Genomic DNA, 12,795 nt, shown 5'->3' on the forward strand with positions numbered 1-12,795 from the left:
CCGTCAATCGGTTGCCCCGGCCGCTGCGCTCGCCGAGCATGGCTCGGCGCTACAGATCCATTCTTGAAGGGTTGCCTGCCATGTTCCAACCGCTGCTGCTGCTCGCGCTCGCATCATCGCCGTTCGACGCCATGTTCGAGCGCACGGTGCAGCGCGAGCAGTTGCCCGGCCTCGCCATGGGCGTGGTGGAAAATGGCGACGTTGTCTACCGCCGCGCGGAAGGGCGGCGCGGCGACGCCACGGGTGCGCGCATCGACGACGACACGTTGTTCAAGATCGCCTCCAACAGCAAGGCCATGACCGCCGCGTTGCTGGCACGGCTGGTGCAGCAGGGACGCCTGCGCTGGGACGATCCTGTGCGTCGTCACCTGCCGTCCTTCACCCTGTTCGATCCTTGGGTGGGCGAACAGATGCAGGTGCGCGACCTGCTGATCCACAACAGCGGGCTGGGTCTCGGCGCCGGCGACCTGATGCTGTGGCCGGAGCCTAACCAGTTCACACGGCAGGACATCATCGCCGGCCTGGCCCACCTGAAGCCGGTCACCAGTTTCCGCAGCGGGTACGCCTATGACAACCTGATGTATGTCGTAGCCGGTGAAGTCGCCGCAGCCGCGGGCGGCAAACCCTATGACCAGCTGATGCGCGAGCAGGTGTTCCAGCCCTTGGGCCTGACCCGCTGCCAGGTGGGTGCCTGGTCTACGACCGCAGTGGGCAACGTCGCCCAGCCCCACGTGCGCCGCGCGGGACGCAACGTGGTCGTCGCGCCGGACATGGAAACCAACCCGGACGCACCGTCGATGGCGGCCGGCGGCATCCGTTGTTCGTTGAATGACATGCTGCGCTGGATGCAGGTGCTGCTCGATCCGGGCACCGTCCCGGGCTGGCTGGACGCCGCCCAGCGCAATGCGTTGTGGACGCTGCACATGCCGATGCCGCTGGGTGAGCGGCAGCGGCGCTGGGACAACGCGCACGTTGCAGGCTATGGATATGGCTGGCGGCTGTCCGACCTGGACGGGCAATGGAAAGTCGCCCACACCGGCACCCTGTCCGGCATGTATTCCTCGCTCGCCCTGCTGCCGGACCGCAAGGTGGGCGTGGTGCTGCTGATCAACGGCGAAGGCGAGAATGCACGTACTGCCTTGATGCAGGCGGCGCTGAAACACTACACCGCGCCCGCTGACACGCAGGGCGTGGAGGGATGGCTGGACAAGCTGGCACAGGCGCACCCTTCGCCCGCTGCGACGGACGATCCGCTGGAGGCCACCCGCGCGGCACCGCGCGCGTCCGCAACCGCGTTGCACGCCGTACAGGGCCGCTATCGTGATCCTTGGCTGGGCGACGCATCGCTCTGCCCGGTGCAGGGTCGGCTGCGTTTCAGCGTGGATAAGTCCCCGCGGCTGCAGGCCGATGTGCTGCAGGCCGGATCACGCTGGGTGCTGCGCTGGGATACGCTGGAGCCCACCGCGCAGGCATGGCTGCAGCCCACCGCCGGGCCGGTGCCCACCCTGGACCTGCGCGCCATCGATCCGGATATCGACTTCAGTTATGACTACCAGGACCTGCATTTCACTCGCATTGGCGATTGCCCTGGCCGCGAGCGTCCACGCCGCTGAGCCGCCGGCGGTATCCCCTGCGCGGACGACGGCCGAAGCCGGCCTGGTGGAGATCCGTACGCGGGCGCCCGGCATCGCGCTGGATATCCGCTATGCCACGGCCAACAACTTCACCGGCCAGCGCGTGCCCGGCTACGCGCGTCCGGCCTGTTATCTCCTGCCTGCCGTTGCCGACGCGTTGGCCAAGGTAGAGCACCACCTGCGCCGCCAAGGCCATGCGCTGCAGGTGTACGACTGCTACCGGCCCGTCCACTCGGTGCAGGCCTTCGTGGCGTGGGCACACGACCCGCGGGAGACATCACGCAAGGCGGTGCAATACCCCGACATGGAGAAATCGCAGCTGTTTGCGAACGGCTACATCGCCGAGCGCTCCGGCCACAGTCGCGCCGCCACCGTGGATGTGGGGCTGATGCGTTGCAACGCCGCACGTTGCACGCCGCTGGACCTGGGCACCGACTTCGACTTCTTCGGCGCCCGCGCACATACCGACGCGGCCGGGCTCAACGACGTGCAGCGGGCCAACCGGCGACGCCTGCAGCAGGCGATGGCCGCTGAGGGCTTCGTCAATTACCCGAAGGAATGGTGGCACTTCACCTTCCAGCCCGAGCCGGATCCGCAGACGGCGTACGACGTGCCCGTGGAGTGATCGCGGGTTCCACGCCACCGCGCGGTCTGACGCCCTGCGGCCCCTTACACTGTCGCTATGAACCTTCCCCTTCATTTCGGTCTGCTGGGCACGCTGGAAGCGGCGGGCATCGCCCTGCTGGTCGGCCTGCTCGTGTACTTCCTTTTCCACCACATCGCGCGCGCGCTGCGATGGGCCCACGGTCCCGCATTGGGCTGGGCCAGCGGTATCTCGGTGGTCATCGCGGCCGGCATCGACATGTGGAAGCTGTTCTACATGGGCATCGTGCGGATGGAGTCGCCGTTCTACGCGCGTCTTTTCCTGTCCACCATCCACGATCCGAACGAACTGGGCAGTCGGGTCATGCTGGAAATCATCGGTGCCCTGTCCGGTGTTGCCCTGGGATGGCTGTTGTTCAGTTCGCGGTCAGTCGATGAAACGCCCGATGCCGGCTGATTTATGTTTGTTGCAGGTTAAAAATCACCCGGCTGAATGCGCACCTTACTTTCAGCTCACCGCCGGCTAACCAAGCAGGTAGCCGATGCCTTCCGGAGATTGGTTAACACGCCGTGTTCGTGCTGATTGCGGCCCAATTTGCGTTCATCGACGCGCTGCCAACGTAGGCCCCGTACGGAATACATGGCCGTGCAACATTCCCTCAGGAGACCACCCAATGACGATTCGTAACCGTAAGCCGCTGATCGCCCTCCTTGTCGCCGCTGGCAGTGTGTTCGCCCTTCCGGCCATGGCGCAGAGCGCCGCACAGAATCGCGCAGCGGATGCACAGGCGCAGGCCGTGCAGGCCCAGCAGGCCGCTGCAGCGGCGGGCAACCAGGCCGCCGAAGCAGGCAATGCCGCCGACCAGGCAACCCACGCCGCCGGGCAGGCCGCGGCACAGGCCAGTGGCGGTGGCCAGACGTGGGCCAGCATCGATACCGATGGCAACGGCACCCTCAGCAAGAGCGAGGCGCAGGTCAACGCCGGACTCGCCCAGGTCTTCGACCAGGCGGACACCAACAAGGACGGCGAGCTGTCGGCCGATGAGTACAAGGCCTTCGTGCAGTCGCAGCAGGCAGCAGGCGCGGCACAGGGCAACTGATCCCAGCCTCTATTCTGCGGTGTCGGCTCCGGCCGGCACCGCGGGATGCTGGCCGGCTGACCCGCGCCGGTAGTTCCGATTTCGCTCGCGGTCTTGCCCCCTAGCTGGCATTCGCAGCCCCGTCCAGAGGCAAATTTCGCAGCCCCGTCCAGAGGCAAATCCCGAGCCCCACCCCCCCTGTTATTCTTCACCGATGACTACCCCAACGCCTGCGCGTGACCGCGCCATTGGCCTAGTTGGTTTTGACGGTGACGACACGCTGTGGAAGAGCGAGGATTTCTACCGTCAGGCCGAGCAGGACTACCTCGAACTGCTTTCCCACTACATCGACGTGCACGACACCGACACCGCGCGGCACCTGCTGGAGGTGCAACGTCGGAACCTGACCGTGTTCGGCTACGGGGTGAAGGCGATGACGCTCTCGATGATCGAGGCGGCGATCGAGATCACCGACAGCCGCGTCAGTGCGGCGCATATCCAACGCATGCTGGACATCGGCCATGCCACGCTGCGTCATCCCGTCGAGCTGATCGCGGGTGTGCGCGAGTCGGTGGCCAAGATCGCGGAGCAGTACCCCGTTGTGCTGATCACCAAGGGCGACCTGTTTCATCAGGAAGCCAAGATCAAGGTCGCGCAGTTGCACGATCTCTTCCCGCGCATCGAGATCGTGTCCGAGAAAGACCCGGAAACCTACGCCCGCGTGCTGGCCGAGTTCGACCTGCCGATCGCGCAGTTCGTGATGGTCGGCAACTCACTGCGCTCGGATATCGAGCCGGTGGTGACCCTCGGTGGCTGGGGCGTGCATACCCCCTACGCTGTCACCTGGGCCCATGAAACCGAGCACGGCGTGGCCGATGACGAGCCGCGCATGGTCACCGCCGATACCGCGTGGGACTGGCCGGCTGCACTGGACACGATCGAGGCCAAGGCCACCGCAGCCCGCGGCGGGGAGGCCTGACAGGCGCGGCGCGCTGGGTCACAATCAGGGCATGAGCCGCCTGCTGACCCTGCTGCTGTTGCTGTCCGCGCTGCTGGTGCCGACGATCACGTTGGCCCAGCAGACCGCGGAGAAATCCGCCACCTACACCGTGCAGACCGGCGACGCTTGGGTGGACACCTGGCTGAGCGACATCAACCATTACGCCGAGCGCTACCCGGACAGCTTCCTGGACGAGGTGTCGCGCTACAGCGGCGTGGATCGCGGTTACGCCGCCGCACTGGTCAACAACCACGGCTGGCACGCCGCCGACGTGTACTTCGCCTGTTTCTGGGCCAAGGCAATCAAGCACAGTTGCCGCGACACGGTGCGGGCTTTCAGTGCGAACCCGGAAGGGGGCTGGGAAGCCGTGGTCGAGCGCTTGCCGGTAGCACCGGACAACCTGCACTGGCGCGCGGTGCGCCACGACATCGTGGCCAGCTTCCGCCATTGGGACCGCCCGATCACCCTGGACGCCACCCTGCGCCGCCAGCTGGGCAACTGACGGCGCTACCCAAGCGGCGGTGGCCCAGCGACAATGCAGCTCAACGCCTGTTCCGTGTTCCTTGCCGGGTACCCCATGAGCACTTCTGAATTCCTGTCGACCGATGCCATCCGCCGCTTGTTCGCGCAGGCGATGTCCCGCATGTACCGCGCCGAAGTGCCGCTCTACGGCGACCTGGTCGATCTGGTGGCGCAGATCAATGCACAGGTGCTGGACACCGATGCCGAACTTGCCTCGCAGCTGCAGCGCAACGATGGCCGCGGTCGGCTGGATGAAGAGCGCCACGGCGCCATCCGCGTTGGCACGGCCGAAGAGCTTTCCACCCTGCGTCGGTTGTTCGCGGTGATGGGCATGCAGCCGGTGGGCTACTACGATCTCAGCGTGGCCGGCGTGCCGGTGCACTCCACGGCATTCCGCCCCACCGACGCCGCTGCGCTGGCGGCCAATCCGTTCCGTGTTTTCACATCGCTGCTGCGCCTGGAGCTGATCGAAGACGACGCGCTGCGCGCGCAGGCTGCCGCGATCCTCGCACGTCGCCGCATCTTCACCGATGACGCGCTCGCGCTGATCGAACAGGCCGAGCACGACGGTGGACTGTCGACCGCCGATGCCGAACGCTTCGTCGCGCAGGCGCTGGAAACGTTCCGCTGGCACGGCGACGCCACCGTGGCGCTGGACACCTACCACGCCCTGCAGGAGGCACATCGCCTGATCGCCGACGTGGTCAGCTTCCGCGGCCCGCACATCAACCACCTCACGCCGCGTACGCTGGATATCGACGCAGCGCAGGCGGCGATGATCGAACGCGGCATGGCCGCCAAGGCGGTGATCGAAGGGCCCCCGCCGCGCGCCTGTCCGATCCTGCTGCGGCAGACCAGCTTCAAGGCGCTGGAGGAACCGGTGCACTTCCCGGATGGCGAAGGCGGCCGCGCTGGCAGCCACACCGCGCGTTTCGGCGAGATCGAGCAGCGCGGGCTGGCCCTCACCCACAAGGGCCGCGCGCTGTATGACCAGCTGCTCACGCAGGCCCGCGAAGCCGATGCGGCAGGCAGCACGGGCGCTGACTACGGCCAGCGCCTCCAGGCCGTGTTTGTCGGCTTCCCGGACGACCATGCCACGTTGCGTACCGAAGGTCTGGGCTTCTATCGGTACCAGCTCACCGACGCCGGCCGCGCGGCACCGGGGCGTGTCGCCGACCTGCCGGCCGAGCGGCTGATCGCCGAAGGCCTGGCCACCGCCGATCCGATCATCTATGAGGACTTCCTGCCGGTCAGCGCAGCGGGCATCTTCCAGTCCAACCTGGGCGGCGGCGAGCAACGCGCCTATGCCGCACACGCGAACCGCAGCGCGTTTGAAGAAGCGCTGGGTGCGCGCGTGCATGACGAGTTCGCGTTGTACCAGCAGCTGCAGGACGACTCGCTGACGTCATTGCGGGCGTGACCGTCTCAACGCGATGGGTGCCGGATCACAGGGCAGGCATGGCGTTCGTCAGCTGAAAGGGAATTGCGCATTGCCCGCACAGTGCACGGCACGCGCTTCCAGATAACGCGCACGTCAGGCGCTGCGGGGCACAAACGGCAGGGGCCATGTATGAAACTGACGCAGTTCTCGCAGCACAGGCTCCGCATCACGGGTCCGTTCGTGCAGGGCAAACGCAACGCCTACCGGCCCCAACGGGTCTTTGCCGCAGACCGCCCACATCCGCGCGTCGGGACCGCTGATCGCCTGACGTGCCCCCCGCTGCCAGTGCAGGCACTCATCCACCACGGTGGCGGCGACATAGTGCTTTTCCGCCGTGTGGATGCGCTCCAGGCAGTACTTGGAAAATGTAGTGAAGCCGTAGGTCCCGTCCATCACCATCCCGTTGTCGGCCATCGCGCGCCGCAGCCCGTTGAGTGAGTCCACGTATTCCTGCAGCAGCGGTGTCAGCGGGTGGGCAGGCGCATCCGGACGGCGCGCGCTGGCCTGTCCGCGCTCCGCTGCCAGCGCAGCGCCCAGCCGCGTGTCGTCGGCGAGTGCAAGGCTGGTGGCGCGCAGGAAGACCGCGGTTTCCTTCTGATCCAGGCTACGGATAAAGGTCAGGCCGGCGTCGATCAACTGCGGTGCACCGAACTCCGCGCAGCGCCGACGCAGGCTGGCGACCAGGTCATTGCCGGTCTCGCTCGGTGCCAGCCTCAGCAAGCGTGGCACCGAGGCAACGTGCGAGGTTGCTTCTGCGTTGGTCACTGTCGCCGGCACGGTGGCCAAGGGAAGTGCATTAGCGGTCGCAGGAGCTGACACGGTAGCGAACGCCGAGTGCGCGGAGGGAATGCAGGGAAAGGGAATGTCCATGACTGCAGCACATCCCATCCTGCGCTGCTCTGCTTTCAGCCTGCGCTCACCGTGTCGGCGCGCAGCGCATCACGCCTTCATCGTGCCGGTATCCAACCAGCGCTGGTGCCAGCTGAGTGCTTCCGGCAACAGGTGCGGGGTGTGCTTGCCGTAGCTGTCCCGGTTGGCACGGTCGACGTAATCCTGCAGCTGCGCACGGAAATCCGGATGCGCACAGCGGTCGATCACCACCTGCGCGCGCTTGCGCGGCGGCAGGCCACGCAGGTCGGCCAGGCCCTGTTCGGTCACGATCACCGATACATCGTGCTCGGTGTGGTCGACATGGCTGACCATCGGCACGATGGCCGAAATGGTGCCGTTCTTCGCCGTGGACGGGCTGAGGAACGCCGACAGGAAGCCGTTGCGCGCGAAGTCACCGGAGCCGCCGATGCCGTTCATGATGCGCGAGCCCATCACATGGGTGGAGTTGACGTTGCCGTACAGGTCGGCCTCGATCATGCCGTTCATGCCGATACAGCCGAGGCGTCGTACCAGTTCGGGATGGTTGGATATTTCCTGCGTGCGCATGATGATGCGCTCGCGGTAGAAATCGATGTGCTCTTTGAACGTTTCGTTGGCCTGCGGGCTCAGCGCGAAACCGGTGCACGATGCATGGCTCAGCACGCCATCGCGCAGCAGGTCGAGCATGCCGTCCTGGATGACTTCGGTGAACGCGGTGAGGTCACGGAAACCACTCTTGGCCAGGCCCGCCAGCACCGCATTGGGAATGTTGCCCACGCCGCTCTGCAGCGGCAGCAGGTTGGGCGGCAGGCGGCCCTTGCTGATCTCGTGCTTCAGGAAGTCGATCAGGTATTCGGCGATCTGTTCGCTGGCCGCATCGATCGGGCTGAACGGACTGTTGCGGTCCGGTCCGTTGGTGCGCACCACGGCGACGATCTTGTCCGGGTCGCAGCGCAACGCGGTTTCGCCGATGCGGTCGTTGGCGTGCACCAGTGGAATCGGTTTGCGATGCGGCGGCAGCGCGGTGCCGTAGTAGATGTCATGCATGCCATCCACGCCCGCCGGCTGCCATTCGTTGACCTCGACGATCACCTTCTTCGCCAGGTCCAGCCAGGTCTTGTTGTTGCCGACCGACGTGGAGGGCACCAGCGATCCGTCCTCGCGGATGGCCGACACTTCGATCACGGCCGTGTCGATGTCACCGTAGAAACCGAACCACACGTGCTGGGCTACATGGCTGAGATGGATGTCGATGTAATCCAGCTTGCCTTCATTGATCTGGTTGCGCGCGTACGGGTCACTCTGGAATGGCATGCGCATGGCGATGCCATCGGCCTTGGCCAGTGCGCCGTCCAGCTCCGGGGCGGTGGAGGCGCCGGTCATCAGGCTGATCTGGAACGGCAGGCCCTGGGCATGTACCGCTTCGATGCGGCGGGCCAGCTCGACGGGGACGGCCTTGGGATAGCCGGAACCGGTGAAGCCGCTCATGGCCACGGTTTCACCGGGTTGGATGAGCGCGGCTGCGGCCTCGGCAGAGACCACGCGGTCACGGAGACGCGCGTTGGCGATGCGATCTACAGACATGACGACGATGTTTCGTGGGGGAAAGTCCGATTATCGGCCAAACCCACCCGTATGGGGCCTGCGACCTTGGTGGGATGGCGCTGCGGCACCTGAACGCTTCTGTACCTGCCAGTATTGTTTTGCAGTGCAGCGTGCAAGTTGCTTTTGCAACCGGCACGATGGACCTGCATCCCGACGTGGGGGAGGGAGCAGAGCCCGCTGGCAGTTCGCTGCAAGCGGGCTTTTTTACGTCTGCAGGTTACACCTGAATAGGCGTCGGCGCTTCGGCTGCCGTATTCGACAAGCCGGCTGAAGCCGGCTCTACCCGTCGCCGTACGCGACAAGCCGATTGACGCTCCGTACGCGACCAGCCGACTGAAGTCGGCTCTACAATCATGCGATGACCCAGATCGTCGCGCCGCTCCCCGATGCCCTTCTGCCCCTGGTTGATCGCGCCATGGCGCGGCTGGTAACCGCACAGGGCGCCCCGATTTCCGCAGACCTGACCCCGTTCCTGCGCCAGCTCGCTGTCACCAGCGATTTCGCCATCGACACGCTGTGCCGTCAGCCCACGCTGCTCGCCCACCTGGCGCAGCCCGATTGCCCGCCGCTGCCGCTGCCTGTCCTGGATCCGGCGCAGCCGGGCGAGTGGCCCGGCCTGCTGCGGCGCTACCGTGCAGCGATGTCCACGCGTCTGGTGTGGCGGGACCTCGCCGGGCTGGATACGGTCGAGCAGACGCTCGCCGGCGCCACCCTGCTGGCCGAGCACTGCCTGCAACGGGCGCTGGAGGCGCTGGAACAGGAGTTCGCCACCCGCCACGGCGTAGTGCGCGATGAAGACGGCCAGGCCCAACGCCTGGTGGTCTTCGGCTTGGGCAAACTCGGTGGCGGCGAGCTCAACTTCAGCTCCGACGTGGATCTGGTCTACGCCTTCACGCAGCGGGGCGAATCCGACGGCGCGCGCCCCCTGGCAGCAGAAGAGTATTTCGCGCGGCTCGGCCAACGCCTGGCCAAGCTGTTGGACGACACCACCGCCGATGGCTTCAGCCACCGCGTGGACCTGCGCCTGCGCCCGTTCGGCCGGGCCGGGCGGGTGGCGCTGTCCTTCCCCGCGATGGACCAGTACTTCCAGCGCGAGGGCCGCGACTGGGAGCGGTACGCCTGGCTGAAGGCGCGCGCGGTGGCCGGTGACATCGCCGCCGGCGAAGACTGGCTGACGTCGCTGCGGCCCTTCGTCTACCGCCGTTACCTGGATTTCACCGCACTGGACGGCCTGCGTGACATGAAGGCGGCGATCACCGCCGAAGTGGCGCGCCGTGACATGCACGACGACATCAAGCGCGGCGCAGGCGGTATCCGCGAGATCGAGTTCCTGTGCCAAGCGCTGCAGTTGATCCGCGCCGGCCGCGAGCCGGTGCTGCGCGAGCGTCGGCTGCTGCATGCACTCGCTGCCCTGATCGATGCCGGGCAGATCGCCGCCAATGATGGCGCGGCCTTGCGCGAGGCCTATCTGTTCCTGCGTCGCCTGGAGAACCGCCTGCAGATGCTGCGCGACGCGCAGACGCATGTGCTGCCGGCCGATCCGCTGGAGCGGCTGCGCATCGCCGTTGGACTGGGCTACCCGGACTTCGACAGCCTGCGCGATGCGCTGGCCGTGCAGCAAGCACGCGTCAGCACCGAATTCGCGGCGTTGCTGGCACCGCGCAAAGGCAAGGCGGCCCCGGACGCTGTCGCCAGCTACTGGCGGGGATTGCCTGAGCACGGCGACGCGCAACTGCTGGTCGATGCGGGCTTCATCGATGCCAACGGGGCAGACCAGATGCTGCGCGACTTCGCGCAATCATCCGGTGTGAAATCGCTGTCCGACGGTGCCCGTACGCGTTTGGATCGCGTGCTGCCCGCCTTGCTGCATTCCGCGACACGTTCACCGCAACCCGACGCGGCGTTAAAGCGCGTGCTTGGGCTGCTGCAGGCGATCCTGCGGCGTACCAGTTACCTGGCGCTGCTGGATGAGCAGCCCAGTTCGATGGCGCGGCTCGTGGATGTGCTGTCACGCAGCGCATTGTTGGCCGAGCGGCTGGAAGCGTACCCCCTGCTGCTGGATGAGCTGCTGGATGTACGCGTGTCCGGACCGTTGCCCACCTTTGAAGAAATACAGGCCGAGTGCGCGCAGGTGCGCAAGGTGGAAGATCCCGAATCGGCGCTGCGTTGGCTCAACGAGCTTCGCCTGGCGTTGAGTTTCCGCATGGCGATGGCCAGCCTGGATGGTCGCCAGGGTGCGGTGGATACCACGCGGCAACTGGCCGAACTGGCGCAGGTCGTCGTCGATACCGTGCTGCAGCTCGCGCAGGCGGACATGCGGGCGGCACACGGCGATATTGCCGGTGGTCGCTTCGCGATCATCGGCTACGGCAGCCTGGGCGGTCTGGAACTCGGCTTTGGTTCGGATCTGGACCTGGTGTTCCTGCATGACCATCCGGCCGATGTGGAAACCAGCGACGGCGCCCGCCCGCTGGAACCCGGTCGCTGGTATGCACGGCTGGCGCAGAAAGTGATGGCGCTGCTGGGCGCGGTCACGGCCGCAGGACGCCTGTACGACATCGACGTGCGGCTGCGTCCGGACGGTGGCAAGGGCGCGCTGGTGTCATCGCTGGCGAGTTACCGTGAGTACCAGCGCGAGCGCGCGTGGACCTGGGAACATCAGGCCTTGGTGCGTGCACGCGGCGTGGCCGGCGATGCCGAGCTGCTGGCTGCGTTTGAAGCGGTGCGCGCTCAGACCGTGGGTCGCCCGCGTGATCGTGCGGCCTTGCACGCCGACATCGTGAAGATGCGCCAGCGCATGCGCGCCGAACTGGATCGTAGCGACGCCGCGCGCATGGACCTGAAGCAGGGTGCCGGCGGCGTGGTCGATCTGGAGTTCCTGCTGCAGGCGGGCGTGCTGGGTCAGGCAGCCGACCATCCCACGCTGCTGCAGCCACGCGATACCCGCGGACTGATCGATGCACTGGCCGCCGCCGGATGGTTGCCGGCAGACCGCGCCGCCGGCCTGCAGACCGCGCATGCCACGCTGCTGGAGCTGGGCCTGGCCTGCACCCTTGATCGCCGCCCCCGCACCGCACCGCCCAGCGACGCACTGGACGAAGCCCGCACCCTCATCCGCCACGCCTGCGACGCAGCAGGCCTGCCATTCGACGCGCCCACAGCGCGGTAACCCGTCAGGAAAACCGGTTAGGGTAGAGCCGACTTCAGTCGGCTTCGCTTCTGCCTTCGCTCTGGTAGAGCCGACTTCAGTCGGCTTCGCTCACACCAGCCGACTAAAGTCGGCTCTACCAGACACAGCAGCCGCCACAGCAGGGCCGCGGCACGCACGTCACCGCGCCGGGGCCATCTTCCACAGCAGCGCGCGGAACGGGGCCAGCAGGCAGACGCCGATCGCCAGCTTTACCGCCAGATCGCCCAGCGCCCAGCTCACCCACGGCAGCGTGGAACCGGCGAAGGCGATGCTCCAGAAAATCGTGGTATCCACCGTCGCACTGCAGGTGGTGGCCACCATCGGGGCCCGCCACCAGCTGCCGCGGCGCAATCGGTCGAAGACGGTGATGTCCAGCAACTGCGCCACGATGAAGGCGGAGCACGAGGCCACGGCGATGCGCGGCGTCGCCACCCAGAACGACAGCACCACCGCCAGCGCGAAACCGGCCCACGCCACCCGGCGGGCAGGGCCCGGGCCGAAGCGGCGGTTGATCAGGTTGCTCACCAGGAACGCGACCGGATAGCTGAACGCACCCCAGGTCAGCCAGTCGTTGATCGGGTACTGCACCAGCACGTTTGAGCCCAGCACCACCGCGCCCATGGCCAACACCGCCAGCAGCAGCGCGCGGACGGTCATCGGAGCAAAAGCGGGGGCGGAACGCACGGACATGGCGAGCCAAGAGGCAGAAGAAAGGAAGGCGCGCATTATCCGCCCCCGGGCAGCGCGCTGCCAGCAGCGCATGAACAGCGTAGTCAGGGCTCCGGTAACGCGTCGCGGTCGGCGGCTTGGGGTAGAGCCGACTTCAGTCGGCTGCGGTGGGAAGCCGGCTG

At 66.7% G+C, this 12,795-nt stretch carries 11 protein-coding genes; 8 read left to right on the plus strand and 3 right to left on the minus strand.

What is annotated here, in order from left to right:
- Nucleotides 1-131: 131 nt before the first annotated feature.
- The 7 genes from ABRP17_RS10235 (at nt 132) to ABRP17_RS10265 (ending at nt 6,258) form a co-directional block, all read left to right on the plus strand.
- Complete coding sequence (locus tag ABRP17_RS10235) at nt 132-1,613, plus strand: serine hydrolase (RefSeq protein WP_349984773.1); 1,482 nt, start codon at nt 132-134, stop codon at nt 1,611-1,613.
- Nucleotides 1,546-2,259 carry a M15 family metallopeptidase gene (locus ABRP17_RS10240; RefSeq protein ID WP_349984743.1) on the plus strand — a complete coding sequence of 238 codons (714 nt, stop codon included), beginning with the start codon at nt 1,546-1,548 and terminating at the stop codon, nt 2,257-2,259. The genes ABRP17_RS10235 and ABRP17_RS10240 overlap by 68 nt, the downstream gene beginning before the upstream one ends.
- 57 nt (nt 2,260-2,316) lie before the next feature.
- A complete protein-coding gene (locus tag ABRP17_RS10245) occupies nt 2,317-2,694 on the plus strand; it encodes a hypothetical protein (RefSeq protein WP_188325870.1) in 378 nt (125 codons plus the stop codon).
- A 217-nt stretch (nt 2,695-2,911) separates the two neighbouring features.
- Entirely contained in the window at nt 2,912-3,337 is a 426-nt protein-coding gene (locus tag ABRP17_RS10250) for an EF-hand domain-containing protein (protein ID WP_349984742.1), read from the plus strand.
- Nucleotides 3,338-3,530: 193 nt separating this feature from the next.
- Nucleotides 3,531-4,295 (plus strand): HAD family hydrolase, encoded by a 765-nt coding sequence (locus ABRP17_RS10255; RefSeq protein WP_349984741.1) that lies wholly within the window; start codon nt 3,531-3,533, stop codon nt 4,293-4,295.
- 31 nt (nt 4,296-4,326) lie between these two features.
- Nucleotides 4,327-4,818, plus strand: coding sequence for a hypothetical protein (locus ABRP17_RS10260; protein WP_192082732.1), 492 nt, complete (start codon nt 4,327-4,329; stop codon nt 4,816-4,818).
- 75 nt (nt 4,819-4,893) lie between these two features.
- Entirely contained in the window at nt 4,894-6,258 is a 1,365-nt protein-coding gene (locus tag ABRP17_RS10265; RefSeq protein WP_349984740.1) for a VOC family protein, read from the plus strand.
- A gap of 114 nt (nt 6,259-6,372) precedes the next feature.
- Here ABRP17_RS10265 and ABRP17_RS10270 read toward each other — a convergent pair whose 3' ends face one another.
- Entirely contained in the window at nt 6,373-7,008 is a 636-nt protein-coding gene (locus ABRP17_RS10270; protein ID WP_349984739.1) for a hypothetical protein, read from the minus strand.
- A 210-nt stretch (nt 7,009-7,218) separates the two neighbouring features.
- Nucleotides 7,219-8,733: an acetyl-CoA hydrolase/transferase family protein gene (locus ABRP17_RS10275; RefSeq protein ID WP_192082729.1), complete on the minus strand. Its 1,515-nt coding sequence runs from the start codon at nt 8,731-8,733 to the stop codon at nt 7,219-7,221.
- A 379-nt stretch (nt 8,734-9,112) separates the two neighbouring features.
- Here ABRP17_RS10275 and glnE point away from each other — a divergent pair, with 379 nt between their 5' ends.
- On the plus strand, nt 9,113-11,923 hold the full coding sequence (glnE, locus tag ABRP17_RS10280) for a bifunctional [glutamate--ammonia ligase]-adenylyl-L-tyrosine phosphorylase/[glutamate--ammonia-ligase] adenylyltransferase (protein WP_349984738.1): 2,811 nt from the start codon (nt 9,113-9,115) through the stop codon (nt 11,921-11,923).
- 159 nt (nt 11,924-12,082) lie between these two features.
- Here glnE and ABRP17_RS10285 read toward each other — a convergent pair whose 3' ends face one another.
- Nucleotides 12,083-12,634, minus strand: a complete 552-nt coding sequence (locus tag ABRP17_RS10285; RefSeq protein ID WP_349984737.1) for a queuosine precursor transporter — start codon at nt 12,632-12,634, stop codon at nt 12,083-12,085.
- Nucleotides 12,635-12,795 lie beyond the last annotated feature (161 nt).

Origin of the sequence: Stenotrophomonas sp. WHRI 8082, from assembly GCF_040223995.2 — a bacterium.
In the GTDB taxonomy this organism is placed as follows: domain Bacteria; phylum Pseudomonadota; class Gammaproteobacteria; order Xanthomonadales; family Xanthomonadaceae; genus Stenotrophomonas.